The sequence below is a fragment of the Pseudomonas sp. RIT357 genome (assembly GCF_000632245.1).
GTDB classification, from domain to species: Bacteria; Pseudomonadota; Gammaproteobacteria; order Pseudomonadales; family Pseudomonadaceae; genus Aquipseudomonas; species Aquipseudomonas sivasensis.
This window is the reverse complement of sequence record NZ_JFYX01000008.1, coordinates 1-20,799: the sequence shown is the minus strand read 5'-3', so window position 1 is coordinate 20,799 and position 20,799 is coordinate 1. Positions and strand designations below refer to the sequence as shown.

General features: G+C 60.9%; 14 protein-coding genes. 4 read left to right on the top strand and 10 right to left on the bottom strand.

The features are described 5' to 3' along the window. Positions 1 to 100 precede the first annotated feature (100 nt). The gene (gene antC / locus BW43_RS19910; RefSeq protein WP_032885572.1) at positions 101 to 1,108 is read left to right on the top strand and encodes an anthranilate 1,2-dioxygenase electron transfer component AntC; all 1,008 of its coding nucleotides are present in this window, start codon (positions 101 to 103) and stop codon (positions 1,106 to 1,108) included. A 72-nt stretch (positions 1,109 to 1,180) separates the two neighbouring features. After that, entirely contained in the window at positions 1,181 to 2,584 is a 1,404-nt protein-coding gene (locus BW43_RS19915; RefSeq protein WP_032885571.1) for an amino acid permease, read from the top strand. 143 nt (positions 2,585 to 2,727) lie between these two features. Here BW43_RS19915 and kynA read toward each other — a convergent pair whose 3' ends face one another. Next, positions 2,728 to 3,585 carry a tryptophan 2,3-dioxygenase gene (gene kynA, locus BW43_RS19920; RefSeq protein WP_032885570.1) on the bottom strand — a complete coding sequence of 286 codons (858 nt, stop codon included), beginning with the start codon at positions 3,583 to 3,585 and terminating at the stop codon, positions 2,728 to 2,730. After that, a complete protein-coding gene (gene kynB, locus BW43_RS19925; RefSeq protein ID WP_032885569.1) occupies positions 3,582 to 4,232 on the bottom strand; it encodes an arylformamidase in 651 nt (216 codons plus the stop codon). The genes kynA and kynB overlap by 4 nt, the downstream gene beginning before the upstream one ends. A gap of 385 nt (positions 4,233 to 4,617) precedes the next feature. On the opposite strand from kynB, the gene BW43_RS19930 reads away from it, so the two are divergent. After that, positions 4,618 to 4,962 carry a cupin domain-containing protein gene (locus tag BW43_RS19930; protein WP_032885568.1) on the top strand — a complete coding sequence of 115 codons (345 nt, stop codon included), beginning with the start codon at positions 4,618 to 4,620 and terminating at the stop codon, positions 4,960 to 4,962. Between the two features lie 195 nt (positions 4,963 to 5,157). On the opposite strand, the gene mmsB is transcribed toward BW43_RS19930, so the two are convergent. Together mmsB and BW43_RS19940 are read right to left on the bottom strand one after the other, a co-directional pair. Beyond that, positions 5,158 to 6,045 (bottom strand): 3-hydroxyisobutyrate dehydrogenase, encoded by an 888-nt coding sequence (mmsB, locus tag BW43_RS19935; RefSeq protein WP_032885567.1) that lies wholly within the window; start codon positions 6,043 to 6,045, stop codon positions 5,158 to 5,160. Between the two features lie 14 nt (positions 6,046 to 6,059). Further along, entirely contained in the window at positions 6,060 to 7,577 is a 1,518-nt protein-coding gene (locus BW43_RS19940) for a CoA-acylating methylmalonate-semialdehyde dehydrogenase (RefSeq protein WP_032885566.1), read from the bottom strand. A 133-nt stretch (positions 7,578 to 7,710) separates the two neighbouring features. Between BW43_RS19940 and BW43_RS19945 the strand changes: the two genes are divergently transcribed. Next, complete coding sequence (locus BW43_RS19945) at positions 7,711 to 8,658, top strand: LysR family transcriptional regulator (protein WP_032885565.1); 948 nt, start codon at positions 7,711 to 7,713, stop codon at positions 8,656 to 8,658. 415 nt (positions 8,659 to 9,073) lie between these two features. Here the strand turns inward: BW43_RS19945 and BW43_RS19950 are convergent, their stop codons facing one another. The 6 genes from BW43_RS19950 to recC are packed head-to-tail and all read right to left on the bottom strand — an operon-like array spanning position 9,074 to position 20,633. Next, the gene (locus BW43_RS19950) at positions 9,074 to 9,565 is read right to left on the bottom strand and encodes an OmpA family protein (protein ID WP_032885564.1); all 492 of its coding nucleotides are present in this window, start codon (positions 9,563 to 9,565) and stop codon (positions 9,074 to 9,076) included. A gap of 4 nt (positions 9,566 to 9,569) precedes the next feature. Further along, positions 9,570 to 10,832, bottom strand: coding sequence for a diguanylate cyclase domain-containing protein (locus BW43_RS19955; protein ID WP_032885563.1), 1,263 nt, complete (start codon positions 10,830 to 10,832; stop codon positions 9,570 to 9,572). Next, a complete protein-coding gene (locus tag BW43_RS19960; protein WP_032885562.1) occupies positions 10,829 to 11,395 on the bottom strand; it encodes a YfiR family protein in 567 nt (188 codons plus the stop codon). The genes BW43_RS19955 and BW43_RS19960 overlap by 4 nt, the downstream gene beginning before the upstream one ends. Before the next feature lie 12 nt (positions 11,396 to 11,407). Continuing rightward, positions 11,408 to 13,513: an exodeoxyribonuclease V subunit alpha gene (gene recD / locus BW43_RS19965; RefSeq protein ID WP_032885561.1), complete on the bottom strand. Its 2,106-nt coding sequence runs from the start codon at positions 13,511 to 13,513 to the stop codon at positions 11,408 to 11,410. Then, positions 13,510 to 17,184, bottom strand: coding sequence for an exodeoxyribonuclease V subunit beta (recB, locus tag BW43_RS19970; protein ID WP_032885560.1), 3,675 nt, complete (start codon positions 17,182 to 17,184; stop codon positions 13,510 to 13,512). Before recB ends, recD begins: the two co-directional genes overlap by 4 nt. Next, complete coding sequence (gene recC, locus BW43_RS19975; RefSeq protein ID WP_032885559.1) at positions 17,181 to 20,633, bottom strand: exodeoxyribonuclease V subunit gamma; 3,453 nt, start codon at positions 20,631 to 20,633, stop codon at positions 17,181 to 17,183. The genes recB and recC overlap by 4 nt, the downstream gene beginning before the upstream one ends. Between the last annotated feature and the right edge of the window lie 166 nt (positions 20,634 to 20,799).

Genomic DNA, 20,799 nt, shown 5'->3' with positions numbered 1-20,799 from the left:
ATGCGGCGACTTTCATGGGGCTGCTTCTCAGCCCAGTGCGGGGCAAGCCCGCTCACCACAACAGGCCGTACGTACGTCATAAATATGTAGAGAACAACACATGAATCACAAAGTGGCCTTCAGTTTTGCCGACGGCAAGACCCTGTTTTTCCCAGTGGGCGCCCATGAAATCCTATTGGATGCGGCCCTGCGCAATGGCATCAAGATCCCCCTGGATTGCCGCGAAGGTGTATGCGGCACCTGCCAGGGTCGTTGCGAATCGGGCGACTACACCCAGGACTACGTGGACGACGAAGCCCTCTCAAGCCTCGACCTGCAACAACGCAAGATGCTCAGTTGCCAGACGCGGGTGAAGTCCGACGCCACCTTCTACTTCGACTTTGATTCGAGCTTGTGCAATGCACCGAACCCGGTGCAGGTGCGCGGAACGGTCAGCGAGGTGCAATTGGTGTCGGCCAGTACGGCGATCCTCAACGTGCAGTTGGACGCGCCACTGGATTTTCTACCCGGCCAATATGCACGCCTCTCGGTGCCAGGCACGGACAGTTGGCGTTCCTACTCTTTCGCCAACCTGGCGGGCAATCAGGTGCAGTTTCTGATCCGCTTGCTGCCCGATGGAGTGATGAGCAACTACCTGCGTGAGCGCTGCCAAGTCGGCGATGAACTGCTGATGGAGGCACCCCTGGGTGCGTTCTACCTTCGGCACGTCACCCAACCGCTGGTGCTGGTCGCCGGCGGCACCGGGTTGTCGGCGCTGCTGGGCATGCTCGATCAACTGGCCGCCACTGGCTGCGACCAGCCGGTGCATCTCTACTATGGCGTGCGCGGTGCCGAGGACTTATGCGAAGCAACACGCATCGCGGCCTACGCGGCGAAACTGCCGGGTTTTCGCTACACCGAAGTCCTCAGCGACCCCGCAGATGACTGGCCCGGAAAGCGCGGCTACCTCACCCAACATTTCGACTTGGCCGAATTGCGGGACGGATCGGCGGATATGTATGTCTGCGGGCCCCCTCCAATGGTCGAATCCATCCAACAATGGCTGGCGGATCAGGCACTTGATGGCGTTCAGCTGTATTACGAAAAGTTTACGCAGAGTAATATCTGACTCCTCAGCACTTCTGAGGGGCTGGTGCGGCGTGCAATCAACCCCAAGAAAAACAAGTAGAAGGGAACGTTAATGGCGGATGACATGGTTAACCCGGTGGGCCTCAAGCGTGGCCTGAAGAACCGGCATATTCAGCTGATCGCCTTGGGAGGGGCGATTGGCACGGGGTTGTTCCTCGGCTCGGCCGGGGTGCTCAAGTCGGCGGGCCCGTCGATGATCCTGGGCTACGCGATTGCGGGTTTCATTGCGTTCCTGATCATGCGCCAGCTTGGTGAAATGATCGTCGAAGAGCCGGTGGCCGGCTCGTTCAGCCACTTCGCCCACAAATACTGGGGCGGCTACGCGGGCTTCCTGGCCGGCTGGAACTACTGGGTGCTGTACGTGCTGGTGGGCATGGCCGAACTGACGGCCGTGGGCAAGTACATCCAGTTCTGGTGGCCGGAGATCCCGACCTGGGTCAGCGCGCTGGTGTTCTTTGTTGCGGTGAACCTGATCAACACCCTGAACGTGAAGTTCTTCGGTGAAACCGAGTTCTGGTTCGCAATCATCAAGGTGGTGGCGATTGTCGGCATGATCGTGCTCGGCTGCTACCTGCTGTTCAGCGGCACCGGCGGCCCGCAAGCCTCCATCAGTAACCTGTGGAGCCACGGCGGGTTCTTCCCGAATGGCGGCATGGGGCTGTTGATGTCGATGGCGTTCATCATGTTCTCGTTCGGTGGCCTGGAGCTAGTGGGTATTACCGCCGCCGAAGCCACCGAACCGCGCAAAGTGATCCCCAAAGCGATCAACCAAGTGGTCTACCGGATCCTGATCTTCTACGTCGGTGCCCTGACCGTGCTGCTGTCGCTGTACCCATGGGACCAACTGCTGCAAACCCTCGGCGCGTCGGGCGACCCCTACAGCGGCAGCCCGTTTGTGCAGATCTTCTCGCTGATCGGTAACGACACCGCCGCGCACATCCTCAACTTCGTGGTGCTGACCGCGGCGCTGTCGGTGTACAACAGCGGCGTGTACTGCAACAGCCGTATGCTGTTCGGCCTGGCCGAGCAAGGCGATGCGCCAAAAGCGCTGATGAAGCTCAACAAGCAAGGCGTACCACTGCGGGCCCTGGCGATCTCGGCGTTGGTGACGATGCTGTGCGTGGTGGTCAACTACGTGGCGCCGCAGAGTGCGCTGGAATTGCTGTTTGCGCTGGTGGTTGCGTCGCTGATGATCAACTGGGCGCTGATCAGCATCACCCACATCAAGTTCCGCAAAGCCATGGGCGAGCAAGGCGTGACGCCATCGTTCAAGACCTTCTGGTTCCCGTTCAGCAACTACCTGTGCCTGGCGTTCATGCTGATGATCATCAGCGTGATGCTGGCGATCCCGGGTATTCGCGAGTCGGTGTATGCGATGCCGATTTGGGTGGGGATTATCTATGTGGCTTACCGGTTGCGAGTGAGTAAGGCGAAAGCGGTCGCCGCTGTGCAGTAATACCCATGTGGGAGGGGGCTTGCCCCCGATAGCAGCGTGTCAGTCACTTATGTGTCCACTGACCCACCGCCATCGGGGGCAAGCCCCCTCCCACATTTGATTGCATTGCAAATGAAAAGCCCCGGTAATCCGGGGCTTTTTGTTTACAGCGTGGAGCGCACTCGCCACAACTCGGGGAACAGCACGGTGTCGAGCATCTTGCGCAGATACCCCACGCCTTCGGTGCCGCCAGTACCGGGTTGGAAACCGATGATGCGCTCAACGGTGGTCACATGCCGAAAGCGCCACTGGCGGAACGAATCCTCCAGATCGATAAACTTTTCAGCCAACTGATACAAATCCCAATAACGGCTCGGATCGCGATACACCTCGCGCCACGCGGCCTCCACCGACTCATCGTGAACGGTCGCCGCCGTCGGGTCGCGCTCGGCGCGTTGTGGATCAATCGCAAGGCCCGCCTTGGTCATCAAGTTGATCGCTTCGTCATACAGCGACGGCGTGGCAATCGCCACTTTCAACTCGTTCAACAACTCCGGCCGATGGGCGTGAGGCCGCAACAGCGCCGCGCTTTTATTGCCGAGGATAAATTCGATCTCGCGGTACTGGAACGACTGGAACCCGGACGATTGCCCCAGGAACGGACGAATCGCTTTGTATTCAGAAGGCGTCATGGTCGCCAGCACGGCCCAGGCGTGCACCAGTTGGTCAAAGATCCGCGACACCCGCGCCAGCATCTTGAACGCTGGCGGCAACTCGCCCAGTCGCACATGCTCACGGGCGGCCTTGAGTTCGTGGAGCATCAGTTTCATCCACAGCTCAGAGGTCTGGTGCTGGATGATGAAGAGCATTTCGTTGTGGTCCGGCGACAGCGGGTGCTGGGCGCTGAGGACTTTGCCCAGGTCCAGGTAGTCGCCGTAGCTCATGGACTCGGAAAAATTCAGCTCGGCGTTATGCCATTCTTCCGGCGGTTGGTAATCAGCAGAGAAGGGACATTGGCTCATCGCGTGGGCTCCTTGAGCGGACGGAGAATGGCGCGGACCGGGCTGGCGTCCAGGTTGGCAAAGCGCAGCGGCAGCGCGATCAGTTCGTAGTCGCCTTCCGCTACCTCGTCGAGCACGATGCCTTCGAGAATCGCCATCCCATGCCGGGCCACGGCGTTGTGGGAATCCATGGTCTTGGACTGTTGCGGATCCAGCGAGGGCGTGTCGATACCGATCAGGCGCACGCCCAGGCTGGCGAGCAGCTCAATGGTTTGCGGCGCGATGGCGGTGAAATTCGAATCCCATTCGGTCATCGGCGCGTGTGGATAAGTACGCAGCAGCACACGCTCCGGCAAGTTATCCACACGGCCTTCTAATTGATGCGGTTGCACCAGCGCGCCGCTGCCAAGGCAATGCAGCACCCGACACGGGCCCATGTACACATCCAACGACACTTCACCGATGGGTGCACCGTCCGCGCTGTAGTGCAGCGGCGCATCCACGTGGGCGCCGGTGTGCGGCGACAAGGTAATGCGCCCTACATTCACCGGGCACTCCGGGCCGAACTGCCACACGCGCTCTTCCTGGAACGGCGTATCACCCGGCCAGGTCGGGGTCGCCGTACTCAAGGGCGGGCTGATATCCCACCACGTTTTTATTGGGTTCATTTAAAGGCTCTCGGCGGTTACTGGGGTGAATGATACGAGGGCCAGGGCTGAATTTTCTTGCGAATTCCTGCGCCAAGCGGGAAATCTTTCGCACTTACTGCGAGGAAATTACTTATTTACGCTCAGAAGTGTCGCCTGGCCACGGTGGAGCTGCCACCAAGGATTAATGTGGGAGGGGGCTTGCCCTCGATGGCGGTGGGTCAGTTGACACAGGTGCAGGCTGACCCGGCGCCATCGGGGGCAAGCCCCCTCCCACATTGACTTCGCATGACCTGAGGAGTCGCATTCACCTGCGCTTCTGGGCATCCCGATGTCGAGTTCAGACCACTGGCGCAACGCACAAGGCCTTAGGGTGCATCTTCCCATTACCTGCCTCGGAGCCATCATGTCCACGCCCATTACCGTACTGCGCGACACCCATCCCCTGCCGGTCCTGGATGCCTGCAAATGGGAAAAACTCGAAGGCGATCCGCACACCGTCAACCTCAACGCCTACACCAGCGAAGACGGCAGCAAGATCATGGGCACCTGGATCTGCACCCCGGGCAAGTGGTACGTGGATTATGTGAAGTGGGAGTACTGCCACTTCCAGGAAGGCTACTGCATCATCACCCCTGAAGGGATGGAGCCGATTCACCTGCGGGCTGGGGATATCTTTGTGGTAGAGCCGGGGATGAAGGGGACATGGGAAGTGGTCGAGACGGTGCGCAAGTATTTTGTATTCGCCTGAGGTTTTTGTGGTGCACCGGTTTACTGAGCTGAGCCACTTATTGTGGTGAGCGGGCTTGCCCCGCGCTGGGCTGCGAAGCGGCCCTTACAACAAACGCCGCATTCTTTCTGAAAGAATGCGGCGTTTTCATTGGGCCCGCTTCGCAGCCCGGCGCGGGGCAAGCCCGCTCACTACAATTGCCGTCCCACCGGTGGGTTATTTGGGCTTGCGATAGCTGTTGATAATCGCCGAGAAGTCCTGCCCCCCTTCCCCACGCTGACTCATCGATTGATACAACTGCTGAGCCACTGCACCCAAAATCACGGGTTGTTTCGCCTGGCGAGCCGCTTCGGTAGCCAGGCCCAAATCCTTGAGCATCAGGTCGGCACCAAACCCGCCTGTGTAACCTCGGGATGACGGCGCCGTTTCGATCACGCCCGGCCATGGGTTGTAGGTGTCCGAACTCCAGCAGCGCCCGGTGGAGCTGTTGATGATCCCGGCCAGCACTTGGGTGTCGATGCCCAGTGCATCACCCAATGCCATAGCCTCGCTGACGCCAACCATGCTGATGCCCAGCAGCAGGTTGTTGCAGATCTTGGCGATTTGCCCCGTGCCCACGTCACCGCAATGCACGATGTTGCGGCCCATCTGCGCCAGCACCGGTTGCAGGGTGGCGAACAGTTCCGGGGTGGCGCCGACCATAAAGGTCAGCGTGCCCGCTTGGGCGCCGCCCGTGCCGCCGGAGACCGGTGCATCGGCCATCACCACGCCTTGCTTGGCGGCAGCAGCGGCGACATCGCGCGCGGTTTGCGGGTCGATGGTGCTGCAATCCACTGCGGGCACGCCGTTGCCGATCCCGGCCAATACACCGTCTTCATTCAGCCAGACACTGCGCACATGGGCGGCGGCCGGCAGCATGGTAATCACCAGCTCGGCGCCTTGGGCAGCGTCACGCGGCGAGTCGCTGATGCTGCCACCCAGTTCGGCGAGTTCCTTGAGTACCGTCTGGTTCAGGTCGAACAGGTTCAGCGCGTGGCCAGCCTTGATCAGGTTACGGGCCATTGGCGCGCCCATATTGCCCAAGCCGATAAATGCAATCTTCATGGTCGTCTCCCGAATCAGCGCAGGTTGATGGTGGTGTTGACGCCATCGTTGACCGTGTCGTCATCGAACCAGCGGCTGGTGACGGTTTTGGTCTGGGTGTAGAACTGCACCACTTGCTTGCCGTACGGGCCGAGGTCGCCGAGCTTGGAGCCACGGGAACCGGTGAAGCTGAAGAACGGCACCGGCACCGGAATCGGGATGTTGATGCCGACCTGGCCTACATCGATTTCACTCTGGAACTTACGCGCTGCCGCACCGCTTTGGGTGAACAGCCCGGTGCCGTTGCCAAACGGGTTGGCGTTGACCAACGCGATGGCTTCATCGAGGGTGTCGACTTCCAACACCACCAGCACCGGGCCGAAAATTTCCTGGGTGTAGATCTGCATGTCGGTAGTCACGCCCGAGAACAGGGTCGGACCGACGAAGTTGCCTTGCTCGAAGCCCGGCACCTGAATGTCGCGGCCATCCAGCTCCAGCTTGGCGCCTTCTTTCACGCCGCTTTCAATCAACTCCAGGATACGGGCCTTGGCGCGCTTGGAAATCACCGGGCCGACATCCGTGCCCGCTTCACTACCGGCGTTGACCTTGAGTTTTTGCGCCAGCGCCTTGAGATCCGGCAACCACTGCTTGGACGCCCCCACCAGCACCACCACCGAGGTGGCCATGCACCGCTGGCCCGCCGCGCCGAAACCGGCACCGACCAGAGCATTGAGGGTGTGTTCGCGGTTGGCATCCGGCAGCACCACGGCGTGGTTCTTGGCGCCCATCATCGATTGCACGCGCTTGCCGTGCTTGCCCGCCAGGTCGTAGACGTGGGTACCGACGGCCGTCGAACCGACGAAGGACACGGCCTTGATGTCTTTATGGGTGCACAGCGCATCCACCACAGCCTTTCCGCCGTGCACCACGTTCAGCACGCCAGGCGGCACACCGGCTTCCAGCGCCAGCTCCACCAGCAGTAGGGTCGACAGCGGGTCTTGTTCGGACGGCTTGAGGACGAAGGTATTACCGCAGGCGATGGCCATCGGGAACATCCACAGCGGAATCATTGCCGGGAAGTTGAACGGGGTAATGCCGGCACACACGCCGATGGGCTGACGCAGGGTGTAAGTGTCGACACCACCCGCGACGTTCTCAGCGAACTCGCCCATTTGCAGGGTGCCGATGGAGCAGGCGTGCTCCACCACTTCCAGGCCACGGAAAATGTCGCCCTCGGCATCGGCAATGGTCTTACCCTGCTCGGCGCTGAGGACTACGGCGATGCGTTTGGAATGCTCGCGGATCAAGGCTTGTAGCTTGAGCATGATGCGCATGCGCGCGCCGATCGGCGTCAGCTTCCAGGTCTGGAAGGCGCGATGGGCTGCGTCGATGGCGGCGTTGACTTCATCGGCCGTGGCGAACGGGACTTTGGCCAGCACTTGCTGGGTAGCCGGGTTGACGATGTCTTGCCACTCGGTGGTCTTGGACTCGACCCACTCGCCGTTGATCAGCAACTTGACCTGTTGCACGGAAATATCGGCAGATGCGTTCATGTGGTCTCCAAATCTTATATTTATGCTAGAGAACCAAGGCGTTGAATCGCCTTGAAGAATGAGGCGTTCGGACTGTTTTTGGAGTATAGATGTGCAAATCTCTAATAAGAACGCACATAAAAGCCGGTCCAATATGCAAAAAAACATCACATCATTGGGCTCCCTGAACTGGGACGACCTGAAGTTTTTCCTCGAAGTGGCCCGCACGCGCAAGGCCAGCGTCGCCGCCAAACGCCTGGCGGTGGACTACACCACCGTGTCGCGGCGCATCAGTTCACTGGAAGTGTCCCTCGGCACGTTGCTGTTCGAAAAATCCCGGACCAACGGCTTCGTCTTGACACTCGAAGGTCAGCGTCTGCTGGGTTACGCCGAGTCCATCGAAAGCACCCTGCACATGGCCTGCGAGCAAGTCTCGGGCTCCGGCGTTGCACTGTCCGGCCATGTGCGCATGGGCTGCACCGAAGGCTTTGGCAGCTTTTTCGTGACCCCGCAGCTGAGCCACTTTGTCGACACGTATCCCGCGATCTCGGTAGACATCCTGCCCCTGCCCCACTTCATCAGCCTGTCCAAACGCGAAGCCGACATCGTCATCGCCCTGGAACGCCCGGAACACGGACCCTACGTGTGCTGCAAACTGTGCGACTACAAGCTGCAGCTGTATGCGACCCAGGAATACCTCGACCAACACCCGCCCATCCGCAAACCCGCGGATTTGGCCGAGCATCCGTTTATCAGCTACGTGGACGACCTGGCGTTCAGCTCCGAGCTGCTTTACCTGGCCAACGTAGTGCCCGGCGCCAGCGCCAGCCTGCGCAGCACCAGCGTGATTGCGCAGTACGTGGCCGCGCAGCAGGGCCGGTCGATGGCGATCTTGCCGTGCTTTCTGGCAGCGCAAGATCCACGGTTGTTGCCCGTGCTGGGGGAGCAGATTGCGATTACGCGGCAGTTCTGGATGTATTGCCGGGAAGATTTGAGGAAGCTGAAGCGGATTACGTTGTTGTGGGATTACATCAGGGAAGTGACGGAGCAGAACCAGGGGTTGTTGATGGGGGAGACGCGGGAGATCACGTTCGCGGATTAAAGGGCCTGCGCCGAAGATTTTCTTTAAGAAGCGGTTTGCTTACTTTTGCGCTTTTCAAAAGTGAGCCGCCGTAAGGGCGCAACCCTGAGTCGCCGTTACCGCAGCAACGGGTATGTACTCGGCCAGCATCCTGGGTCGGCTATCAGGCGGCCATCAAGACATGGGTATCTACTCATCTATCACCCGGTGAGTTTCCTGTTAGAACTCAGCGGCTGGTTTTGGGGCCGCTTCGCAGCCCAGCGCGGGGCAAGCCCGCTCACCACAGAGTTAGGTGTCAGCCTTTGGGAGTTATGTGGAGGCCTATGCCCCGATAGCAGTGGATCAGTCAAAAATGCATCAACTGATACTCCCTCATCGGGGGTAAGCCCTCTCACACATTTGATTGCATCGCAAAGTGCTGTCGCGCTGAGTCCAGTCAGTCGGCGATGACTACAATCGACACCCGTCGATTCTCGGTGCGCCCCGCCGCTGTCGCGTTAGACGCGACGGGCTCAGCGCTGCCCAGCCCGCGCAGTTGGATGTTTTCTTCTTTCATGCCCACGCCTTGCAGCACCGTCGCCACGCTTTTCGCGCGGCGCAGGGACAGTTGCTGGTTGTAGGTTTCCTTGCCCGAGGTGTCGGTGTGGCCGTCAACGCGCACGCGTTCGATGCCCACGCCCAGCAAGGCCTTACCGATGCGCTGCACGATATCGGTGCTGGGTTGGTTGAGGGTTTCTACGTCGCTGCCAAACAGGACTTTGCCCGACAGGCCGAATGCCCAGCCTTCGTCGGTGAGTTCGAAACCCTGTTGTTTAAGGACTGCGACCTGCGCCGGGCTCAGGCCTTTGGGTGGGGCTGTCTGGCACCCGCCGAGGGCGAGGAAGGCCACCAACAACGAGATAAGTAAAACGCGCGCGCTAGAAAACAAGGGATCAACTCCTGTGTTGAACATTGGCGGTAGAGTGCTCCGACTCTGCCGTTTGCTGGCCGCCCTGGGAAAACCGTTTGGCCTGGTACATCGCCGCATCGGCGGCATTGAGCAAGGTGCCGGGGGTGACACCGTGTTCAGGGTAGATGGCGATACCAATACTGAGGGAGGTAAACACCTGGGTGTCGCCAGGCACGGCAATCGGTGTGTCCATGCTGGCGATGATCTTGTCGGCGATGCGCTGGGCGTCTTCGACCTTGTGCAGCGGCGCCAGCAGGATGGCGAACTCATCGCCGCCCAGGCGTGCTACCAGGTCGTCTTCTCGCAGTTGCGCACGCACGCGCTCGGCGACGGCCACGAGCACGGCATCCCCTGCCGCATGTCCAAAGCTGTCATTGATCTCTTTGAAGCGGTCGCTGTCGAGGTAAAGCACCGCCAATTGTTCCTTGGCCTTGGCAGCGCTGCGCAGGGCACGGATCAACCGGCCTTCGAAGAACGCACGGTTGGGCAAGCCGGTAAGGCTGTCATGGTTGGCCTTGTGTGCGAGGGTTTCGTTTTCGCTTTGCAGGTGGCTTTGCCAGGCTTCCATCTCGCCAAGCAAAGCATTGAAGTCGCTGCCCAGGCTATCGAGTTCGGCGATGCGCGCCGGCGGCACGCGACGGTCGAAGTCGCGTTCGCTGCGCGCGGCGTGGGCCACGGCGGCGAGGCTTTGCAGCGGCCCGGTGATGCCCTTCAGCAAACGGCGCGCGAGGTGCAGGGCAACCCAAGCGCTGAGAGCGGTACAGATCAGGATCCCCGCCAGACCACTGAGTAGAAAGCGCAGCAGGCTGCCACCGTGGCCGGTCAGGTGGATGCTGCCGATGGTCCGCCCCTGGTGCAGGATCGGCTGATTGATGGGCTGTTCAAGCAGGGTATGCGCCAGTGCCAGTTCAACCCGCGAGAGCATGCCGGTTTCCGGGCGTTCCCAATGCGCCAACAGCCTGCCGCTGGCGTCGAACACATCGGCCTGGGCCACTTCTTCAGTTGAAGCAATCAGGCTAAGGGCTTCGGTGGCCGCAGCGCGGTCGTTGAACACCACCGCCGCTTCGACGGTGTAATTGATGGAACGCGCGATCAGGTGCAGGTTGTGTTCGGCGTAGACCCGCAGCGCCAAGACGCCGAGCAGGGTCAGGGACACGCTGGCCAGGGTCACCGCTACCAGCGCCAGGATCATATGCCCGCGGCCGATAACGGAGCGCAGAGTGGGTCGCACAGTCACGGCTGTCATGAGGCCGGCGCCCGACGACGGGACAGTTGCAGCACGCTGGGGTGAATACGCACTCCGCTGCGCGCCACCGAGTCGAGGTTGACCTCAAACGACACCTGCTCATCGCCCACGCGCAGGCAGAACAGGCTGCCCACGGTGCACTGGTCACCGCCTTCGCTGATGCTGAGCACCGGATGGCCGATCAACGAGTCAAACAGGCGGCTGCGTTCGTCAGTGCTGAGTTTGCCGATGTACACGGCATCGCAGGCGTTGACGACATCGGGGTGGTCGACCAGCAGGCGTCGCACCACAACCGGACGACCGGTGGCCTGGGTGGTGCCCTTGATCAGATCGTCGGTGTATTGAGTCGGGCCGAGGATGCACAGGCGCAGTTGCTCAGGCTCCACGGGCCAGCGGGCATAACTGAGAATACCAAGTACCACTTGGGTGACCGCCTGGGCGCGCTGATCAGCCGGGCCCGGGGCTTCGGCAAATACGCGAGGTGCCAGCAAGCATAGAACCGCCATCAGCAGTAGGCGTCTCCAGCTCAAACTACGCTCAGTGGGCGAGACGGCCACGTTCATGCAGCGATACTCTCAGGTGTTATCGGGGTGATGCCGCAACGATAGCACAGCGTCAGATATTTCTGACTCCGGACCCAACTCCAGCATCAGCCCACTCAAGCGTTTGACCTTGCGCCGCACGGCCTCCTCAAACACACCGCCGCGGGGCTCGATCAGGCTGAACCAGCGTTTGGCGCGGGTGATGCCGGTGTAGATCAGTTCCTTGGTCAGCACCGGGTTCAAGGCGTCCGGCAGGATCAGCGCGGTGTGGGTGAATTCCGAGCCTTGGGATTTGTGCACGGTCATGGCGTATACGGTTTCCACATCATTCAGACGGCTGGGCAATACAAATCGCACGCCGCCTTGGCCGTCGTTACGTGGGAAAGCGACGCGCAGCACCTGAGGGCCGCCGTCACTTTCGGGCAGCTTCAGGGCGATACCGATGTCGCCGTTCATCAAGCCCAGGCCGTAATCGTTGCGTGTCATCAGCACCGGGCGACCTTCGTACCATTGCTCGTCACCCTCGATCAGCCGCACTTTGCGCAAGGCTGCAGTGATGCGCACGTTCAGCCCTTCCACACCCCAAGGGCCCTTGCGCACGGCGCAGAGCAGTTGGAACGCATCGAAGGCTTGCAGCAGTTGTTGCGCCCACTGGGTCCAGGCGAGATCGTCGCGCGGGGTTTCGAGGGCCGGACGCGTGCTGTGCAGCAAGTTGAGGTAATAGCGATAACCCTGGGCGCCATCGCCCTGCCCATCCAGCACCAGCCGCTCCAGGGCGTGGTCATGCTCACCTTTAAGGCCGACGCAGAACAGGTCGTTATGGCTACGCGCGGCCAGTAACTTGCGGGCCTCTTCGGCGTTTTGCTGGTTGACCCAGCGCGCCAATTGGCCGATGCCGCTGCCTTCGCCGAAACGCCGCGAGTAACGCAGCATCACCACTTGCTGGGCCAGAGGATGGCTGCCGTCGAGGTCCTCCAGCAGGCCGCTGGCGTCGAGGTCTTCACCGCTGACGGCTTGCAGCCATTGACGAGTCTGAGGGCTGTACCAGCCGGCTTCGGCGTCGCGGCACAAATCACCCAGTACGGCGCCGGCCTCTACCGAGGCGAGTTGGTCCTTGTCGCCTAGCAACACCAAGCGGGCATGGGGCGGTAACGCGTCCAGCAGATTGGCCATCATTTCCAGGTCGATCATCGAGGCTTCGTCCACCACCAGCACATCCAGGGGCAACGGGTTACCAAGGTGATGGCGAAAGTGCCGAGTGCCCGGACGGCTACCCAGCAAACGGTGAACCGTGGTGACCTGGGTCGGAATCTTTTCCTTCACACTTTGCGGCACTGTCAGCGACAGCACTTGCTGGCTGATGGATTCGGTCAAGCGCGCGGCGGCTTTACCGGTGGGCGCGGCCAAGCGGATACGCAACGGGCTGCCGGTTTCTACCGCTGGCGCTTGCAAGAGTGCGAGCAGGCGCACCACGGTGGTGGTCTTGCCGGTGCCGGGGCCGCCGGTGACGATGCTGAAGGCACCGCGGGTAGCCAGGGCGCAGGCGAGTTTTTGCCAGTCGATCACGCCGTCGGGCGGCGGCTGGTCAAACAAGCCATTCAAGCGCTGGGGCAAATCAGCGGCGACGCTTTCCTGGGTGGCGAGACGCAAGCGCAATGCGGTGTCGATGCGCCGTTCGTAGGTCCAGTAGCGGCGCAGGTACAGGCGTGTGCCCGACAGTACCAGGGGACGACTGTGTGCCGATTCGCTGCCGTCCACCGCCAGGGCGACCAACGGGCTGGCTGCCAATGCGTGACACCAGTGGGCGCCGTCGAGGCCGTCGAGCAACTGCGACGGCAGCAGCATGGCGCCGGTTTGCAGGTCGCCTTCGGGCGGCAAGGACAATGCAAAGTCTGGCGCTTTGAGGGTTTCGAACAGATCCAGGCACACATGGCCGTGGCCCAGTTGATGGCTGGTCAGCGCCGCGGCCAGTAACACCAAAGGGTCGGCGTGTGGGTCGAGTTCGTGCAGGAAACCGACGAAGGCTTTGTCCAATGCGCGCAGCCAACCGCGGTCAACCCAACGCTCCAGCAACTGCACCAGGTCGGCGGCGCGGCTCAGGGGTTCCAGCGCCTCAAGCGGTGATGGCAACAGGCTCATAACAACACTCCTTGTTCCCAGGCGGGCTCAACCTTGGGCGGGATGGGCTTGCCCTGGAACAGCAGGTCCAGGCCTTCGATCAGCTCACGCGGCGGCCGGGTGAAAAACGCTCCTCGGCTGACGGCTTGGGTGCCCCGCAAGAACACATACAGCGCGCCACCGACGTGGCGGTCGTAGTCGTAGTCCGGCAGACGCGCCTTGAGCTGGCGATGCAGCGCCAGCAGGTAAAGGACGTATTGCAGGTCATATCGATGCTCAAGGATCGACTGCTCCATGGCCGCTTGGGTGTAGGCCAAGTCGTCAGGGCCGAGCCAGTTGGATTTGTAGTCAGCCACGTAGTAGCGGCCATCGTATTCGAAGGTCAGGTCGATAAAACCTTTGAACATGCCGTTGAGCAGCACCGGCTCGGCAGCGACACGGGAGACACCGTTATGGGTGTACTGGCAGACCAGCTTGTCGAGGGCAAGCACGTCGACTTTGTGGCTGGCGAACCAGAACTCCATTTCGATCTGATACTGCTGCAGGCTGCTCAAGCTGACGTGGTCGTTATCCACAGGCAATGGCGTGTGCAGCAAGTGACCCAGCCAATCGCTGAGGGTGATGATCCAGCCTTCCCAGTTGCGGCGATTGCAGCGCGCACCTACAGCGTTCTCGATGGCTTGCGACGTCGCGTTGAAACCTTCTTCGCCGGCCCACTCCAGCAGGCCGTGAAGGAAGGTGCCTGGGTTAGGACCGCGTGGGAAACGGTGAATATCGCCGCCGGAAGCCGCTACTTCACGCGGTGCGTCGGGGTCGAGGCGTTCGTCATCAAACAGCTTTTGCGCTTGTGGGCTTTCTGGCGCTTCGAGGTTGGCGACGCTCATGCTTTCACCCATTCGCAAGGCGCTGTAGGACGCGATCCACCAGTTTTCGGCAGCTTTGCGCTTAGGCAGCAACGGTGCGAGCAAAGTCGCTTGGTTGCGCGGCGGGTGAAACATGATCTCTTGGGCATCGGGCACGTGGGCATAGTGGACGGCCGGGCAGCCCTCCTGCAGATCCAGCAGCCAGCGCGCCAGTCCCGCAGACTCGCCCAACGAAGCTCCAGCGCCGAGCAAGTAGCCCAGCGCCGACAGGTGCAATACCGAGCTGTTGCTGTTGCCGCGCTTGAGGTCGGCAACGCCAAGCCAGCAGGCATGTTTGGCGCGGGTCAGGGCCACATAGAGCAAACGTAAGTCTTCGGCCAAGCGCTCGTCATCGGCCTGGGCGATTAACTCAGGCGTAGGACGCAGGCTGACTTGGGACTTGCCGTGTTCATCGTGGTAATGCAGCGGCAGGCGACTGCCGTCGACCGGCTTGGCCGAACAGATGAAGGGCAGGAAGACCAGGTCGTATTCCAGGCCCTTGGATTTGTGAATGGTCACGACCTTGACCAGTTGCTCATCACTTTCCAGGCGCAGAATTTGCTCTTCCCCAGCTTGACCGGACAACGCGAGGTGTTCGGCCAGGTGGCGGATCAACGCCTGTTCACCGTCAAGTTCCGACGCGGCTTGTTGCAACAACTCGCTGAGGTGCAACAGGTTGGTCAGCACACGTTCGCCGTCGCTGCGGGCAATCAGGGTTTGCGGCAGTTTGAAGTCGTGCAGCAGACGACGCAGCATCGGCAGCACGCCTTGGGTTCGCCAGATCACGCGGTAGCCACGGAACTGCATCACGCGGCGTTCCCACGCCAGTTCGTCCTGGTTCAGACGCTCCAGTTCGGGCAGTGATAGGTTCAAGGTGACGCAAGCCAGGGCAGCCCGTAGCGGCCGCTCGACGTCCGGCTCGGCACAGGCCTTGAGCCAGGCCAGCAAGTCGTGAGCTTCCTGGGCGGCGAACACCGAATCCTTGTCGGACAGGTATACGCTGCGCACACCACGGGCGGCCAACTCGGCGCGCACCGCTTGGGCTTCCTTGCCGTCGCGCACGAGGATGGCGATGTCTGACGGCAGTACGCCTTTGAAGCTGTCATCCGGCCTTAGAAAACCGGCCGTGCCTTGCTGGCCGCCGTTGAGCAACTCGACAATCTGGGTAGCACAGGCGGCGGCCAGTTGTTGGCGGTACACCGCGTTGGACACCGGCTGGTCGGTGGGCAGGTGCCAAAGGTGCATGGCCGGTAGCGTTTGGCCGTCGACCTGCAGTTTTTCCTTGCGGCCTTGGGATAACACCGGCTGGAACGGCACCGGGTTATCGCCATTCGGCTCGCGGAACAGGAACGCGCCCCGGCCCGTTTCTGCGCGCTGGAACACATGGTTCACCGCCTCGACCATCGCATGGCTGGAACGGAAGTTGGTACCCAAGGTGTGGTGGCGGCCGGTGGTGGATTGGCGGGCGCGCAGGTAGGTGTAGATGTCGGCGCCACGGAACGCATAGATCGCTTGCTTGGGGTCGCCGATCAGGAACAGGCCACTGTCGAGGTGGTTCTCTTCGATGCGGTAAATGCTGTCGAAGATGCTGTACTGCACCGGGTCGGTGTCTTGGAACTCGTCGATCAGCGCCACCGGGAATTGCTCGCGGATCACGCTGGCCAAGCGTTCGCCACCCTCTGCCTGCAGAGCGGCATTCAGGCGGATCAGCATGTCGTCGAAGCCCATTTCTGCGCGACGGCGTTTTTCTTCTTCGAAGCGTTTACCCACCCAACCGGCAGCGTGTTGCAACACGGCGGCGTCAGGGGTTGGTAAGGCGTCGAGAGCTGCTTTGAGGCCGGCCATGGCTTCAATGCCGGGGTGCTGCGGCGGGTCGCCCTTCCATGCTTCGGCCATGCCGTCGGGGGTGAGGCGGGTGAAGCCGGTGCCGATGTCCAGTTGTTCCAAGGTTTCATCAGCGGCCCAGGCGCTGATTTTTTCGAACCAGGGCTCGAAGTAACGCGCTTGCATCTTGCGCCCGTCAACGGCTTTCGCGGCCACGGCTTGCAGGCAGATTTCACGCAGCTCTGCGGCCCATTGCTGCCAGGGCGCCTTGAGTTCTATCAGGGCTTCTCGGCGCTCCCGCAAGCAGGCATTGATCAGCTCCGCGGGTTCGCGGGTTTCATCGGTGGGCCTTTCGCTGCCGAACAGTGCGCGCACCCGAGGCATCAAGGCGGCAGGACCGCCCCAGTTGTTGCGCACCCAGTTGAGCGCATCGTCACGCATTGGGTAGCAAAACAGCCGCCAGTAGTCGCGCAGCACTTCGCCGAGCAGGTCGCTGTGGTCGGTTTCAAGGGTTTGGGTGAACAAGCTACCGCTGTCAAACGCGTGCTCGCGCAGCATGCGCTGGCACCAGCTGTGAATCGTGGAAACCGCTGCTTCATCCATCCATTGCGCGGCGATGTCCAGGCGGTTGGCGCAGGCGGGCCATTGCTCCGGGAGGTATTGCGCGCGCAGGTCAGCGATCAGCGCGTCGGGTTGTTCGATCTCATCGCGGAAGAAACGAGCGGCTTCGGCCAGACGAATGCGGATACGCTCGCGCAGTTCTTTGGTGGCGGCATCGGTAAAGGTGACGACGAGGATTTGCGGTGGCAGCAACTCGCGACCGAACCCGGCTTCATCACCACCATGACCCAGCACCAGACGCAGATACAAGGCAGAAATAGTGAAGGTCTTGCCGGTACCGGCGCTGGCTTCGATCAGTTGGCTGCCACTCAGCGGGAAGGCCAGGGCCAAGGGTTTGCTGCTCATGCGCCGGCCTCTTCGCCTGTGAGTGATCGCCATGGGGCGTTGATCAGCGGTCGATACAAGGTTTCGCACCAGCCTTCGAATTCTTCGCTGGCAATCAAGGCTGCGTAATCGGGGAACTGCCGGGTAAGCGCCGGAGTTTCGCGGCGTTCGCCGTCGGTGGTCAGGCCGTCACCTTCATAGGCTTTGCTCGCTGCCGCCTGCGCTTTGGCCGGGTCGGTTTGGCTAAGCCAGGCGAAGGCCGTTTTTACGGCTACCGGCAGCGGTTTTCTCATTCCACTGTGCCAGGCCAGCAGTAGGTTGCAGAGGAGTTCCTGGGCGGCGGACTTATCCAGCGGGGCCAGTAGCAACGTATCGTCACTGGCCACCAGACCCGTGCTCAACGGTAGGCCACAGGCGCACGCCACCACATGGTTGACCCAAGGGCGGATCAGTCGATGCCACTTGCGTGCCTTGATCGATCCAATGCTATTGGGGATGGTGGTGACGCTAAGCAATCCGCCATCACTGCGTCGGTGCAGGCCGCTGATCCAGCCTTCCAATGCAATGCCTTGATGCTCAAAACTGATCGGTTCGGCACCGATGTGTGGAGTGGGCCAGAGGGCCAGTAATTGTTGGTAGCGTTGCAGCAAACCCGGCAGGGGCTCGATCAATTCGTTGCGCAGGCACTCGCCAAAACCGACCATGGGCAGTAAGCCACTTCCTTGCAAACGCAGGGCCTGGGCGTTGAGGGCTTGGTCCAGGTGATCGGGTTGGGACAGCGCCGCATTCAACAGGCTATCGCTCAGGCTGTAACGTTGCAGCGCATCGAGAACGAAGGGTTCCTCATCGGCCAGCGGCACTTCGGCGGCCTCGAAGAACACTTTCAGACGCTGACTGAAGAAGTGTTTGACCGGGTTGCGTAGGAAATCTTGCAACTGGCCGAGGCTCAGGGGTTCTTCCTGATGGTGTTGTGCCAGATCATCTTGCTCAGGTGCGGCCACCTGCGCTTCGTGCAGCAACTGCCATTCGCGGGCGTAGCTGAACAGCGGATCGCCTTCGTGGAAGTAGCGGGCGCTGAAGGGTTGGAGTGGGTGTTCCTGAGTCATCGCGTCCAGCAGTGGCTTTTCTGGTTCTGCGTTATGCCAGCCGCTGGCGATATGGTCGCGCAGTTGGCCGATCAAAACAGACGCAGGACGCTCGCTGTTATCGCGGATGCTTCGGCCGACCCAACTGATGTAAAGCTGGTCTCGGGCCGATAGCAGTGCTTCAAGTAGTAGGTAACGGTCGTCTTCGCGGCGCGAACGGTCGCCTGGGCGATAGTCGCTGCCCATCAGGTCGAAATCCAAGGGTGGTTGGGCTCGCGGGTAGTCGCCGTCGTTCATACCAAGCAGGCAAACCAGCTTGAACGGAATCGCGCGCATAGGCATCAAGGTGCAAAAATTGACAGCACCGGCAAGGAATCGCTGGGAAAGACGACCTTGGTCCAGGCCGGCGAGCCATGCTTCACGGACTACGGTAAGCGGTAACTCATCCTGTAGGCCTACTGACTCGCAGGTTACCAGCCAGGTTTCCCTTAGTTGCTCAAGCTGACCCAGCAGGTAATCGTCGTGCTCACTACTGGGCAGGAAAAACAGTTGCATCAGGCGTTGCAAACGTTCGCCCCACTCGTGGGGAGCTGCGGGTTGGGACAGCGCCTGATGGGCATCGCCGAGTGCGTCGAGTAAAGCCACCAGCGGGCCGATTAATGCCGCATCGAGTCCGCCAATTTCGTCGTAAGGTTCAATGCCGTTACAGGCAGCACCGGTGCCGACGGCGTAACCCAGCAGCATACGGCGAAGGCCGAAACTCCAGCTGTTTTGTTCCAGCTCACTTGGCAGACCGAGGCCGGCCCGTTGTTCCGCGTTGAGCCCCCAACGGATACCGGCACCTTCGATCCAGCGGTGCAATGTGGGCAGGTCGCGCTCCTTGATGGCAAAGCGTTCACGCAAGGCCGGGACGTCCAGCAGATCAAGAATCTCGCTGACGGGAAAGCGACTGTCGGGGAGTTTGAGCAGGTGTTCGACGGCGATCAGCAGAGGGTCGCGGCCACGTTGACCTTGGTCGGTCAGGGTAAAGGGGATGAAGCGTGAATCACTTCTTTCCAACTGGCCGAAGACCGCACGAATATGCGGTGCGTAGCTGTCGACGTCGGGGACCATGACAATGATGTCCCTTGGACGAAGCGTGGGGTCGGCGCTGAAGCGTTGGAGCAGTTGATCGTGAAGGATTTCCACTTCGCGCTGGGCGCTGTGGGCAATGTGGAAGCGAACTGAGGTGTCACGCTCCAGATAGACTGCGGGCCATAGGTCGCGGGTTTCGTTGAGTGGGCGCAGTTCGAGGATATCGTCCTGGAGTTGGTTAAGCAGTGTCGTGGGTTCGCTGTCACTGAACAGGTCGATGCGGCCATCACGAAAGGCTGCACGGTAGCTGTTCGGGTCGTCGTAACTGTCCAGCAGGCTGATGTAGTCGCGGCCTTGTTTACCCCAGGCGGCCAGCAGCGGATGGGCGTGCTGGTGCAAGGTTTGTGGGTCGATGGTGACCGGCATACCGGCTTTGCGTGATTGACGCTTGTATTCGTTACGCAGTAGATCTTTGTCGGCGACGATGTCGGACCAGTGGTGGCGACAAGGATTGTGCACGCACAGCAAGACTTGGCTGAAACGGGCAAGGCCAGCCAACGCTTCGAGCGCTTGGGCAGGCAAGGAAGAAATCCCGAAAACAATCACCCGAGAAGGCAAGCCCTTCGGCGCTTCCTCAAGAGCATTGATACGTTCGATAAAGCGTTGGTGGACGCCGGCGCGACTTTCGGCCATCCCCTCTTCCCCGACGTCCAACAGCAGTGCGCGCCATAACTCGGCTTGCCAGCAATTGGCGGGGTTAAGAGGCTTGGATTCCCCTCGACCGTTGCGCAATTGGTGGCGGCCGGCGGCCCAGTCCTCCAGCCAGTCGGCACGATAGACCTGGTATTGGTCGAACAAGTCAGCCAGGCGTTCCGCGAGCTGGTAGCGTTTACGCAAGTCCGCGTCGTTCGTCAGAAAGCGCTGCAATGGCTCGAAGTGCGGCTGATCAATGAGCTCAGGAAGCAAGCGCATCAGGCGCCAAGTGAGTGGGGCTTTATCGAGCAGGGACGTGGGGGGGATTTCGTCACGACCCAAGACCATGCGATAGAGCTGCCACATGAAGCTGCCGGGGAGCTGAACATCGATCGCGGCAGCGATTCCGCAGCCGCCCATGTCGCCGTCTTCTGGGTCTTCCGCCAGGGCCAGTTTGAGCCACTGGGCAATGCCGTTGCTCTGTACCAGGGCAATTTCGTTTTCCAGGGGAGCCAGTGGGTAACGGCGCATCCAGCTCACCACCAGGCTGCGTAGTTCGTCCAGGCGATTGCCATGAACCACCATAAATCCAGCGCTGGGGGACGTCGCATCCGGCATAACGGCTTCCTTGGGAAAAGCAAAATCGAGGCATGGACTTTAGCACTGAAGATTGCTCGGATGAGCGTCTTCGCACTTTCCGATCGCCCAAAACAAAACCCCATCTGCTTTCGCAAATGGGGTTTCGGAATTTAATCTTGACGATGACCTACTCTCACATGGGGAA

What these genes read in the sequence shown, in the direction of transcription:
- antC (WP_032885572.1), top strand. Translation starts at nt 101, where the DNA reads ATGAATCACAAAGTGGCCTTCAGTTTTGCCGACGGCAAGACCCTGTTT.
- BW43_RS19915 (WP_032885571.1), top strand. Translation starts at nt 1,181, where the DNA reads ATGGCGGATGACATGGTTAACCCGGTGGGCCTCAAGCGTGGCCTGAAG.
- kynA (WP_032885570.1), bottom strand. Translation starts at nt 3,585, where the DNA reads ATGAGCCAATGTCCCTTCTCTGCTGATTACCAACCGCCGGAAGAATGG.
- kynB (WP_032885569.1), bottom strand. Translation starts at nt 4,232, where the DNA reads ATGAACCCAATAAAAACGTGGTGGGATATCAGCCCGCCCTTGAGTACG.
- BW43_RS19930 (WP_032885568.1), top strand. Translation starts at nt 4,618, where the DNA reads ATGTCCACGCCCATTACCGTACTGCGCGACACCCATCCCCTGCCGGTC.
- mmsB (WP_032885567.1), bottom strand. Translation starts at nt 6,045, where the DNA reads ATGAAGATTGCATTTATCGGCTTGGGCAATATGGGCGCGCCAATGGCC.
- BW43_RS19940 (WP_032885566.1), bottom strand. Translation starts at nt 7,577, where the DNA reads ATGAACGCATCTGCCGATATTTCCGTGCAACAGGTCAAGTTGCTGATC.
- BW43_RS19945 (WP_032885565.1), top strand. Translation starts at nt 7,711, where the DNA reads ATGCAAAAAAACATCACATCATTGGGCTCCCTGAACTGGGACGACCTG.
- BW43_RS19955 (WP_032885563.1), bottom strand. Translation starts at nt 10,832, where the DNA reads ATGACAGCCGTGACTGTGCGACCCACTCTGCGCTCCGTTATCGGCCGC.
- BW43_RS19960 (WP_032885562.1), bottom strand. Translation starts at nt 11,395, where the DNA reads ATGAACGTGGCCGTCTCGCCCACTGAGCGTAGTTTGAGCTGGAGACGC.
- recD (WP_032885561.1), bottom strand. Translation starts at nt 13,513, where the DNA reads ATGAGCCTGTTGCCATCACCGCTTGAGGCGCTGGAACCCCTGAGCCGC.
- recB (WP_032885560.1), bottom strand. Translation starts at nt 17,184, where the DNA reads ATGAGCAGCAAACCCTTGGCCCTGGCCTTCCCGCTGAGTGGCAGCCAA.
- recC (WP_032885559.1), bottom strand. Translation starts at nt 20,633, where the DNA reads ATGCCGGATGCGACGTCCCCCAGCGCTGGATTTATGGTGGTTCATGGC.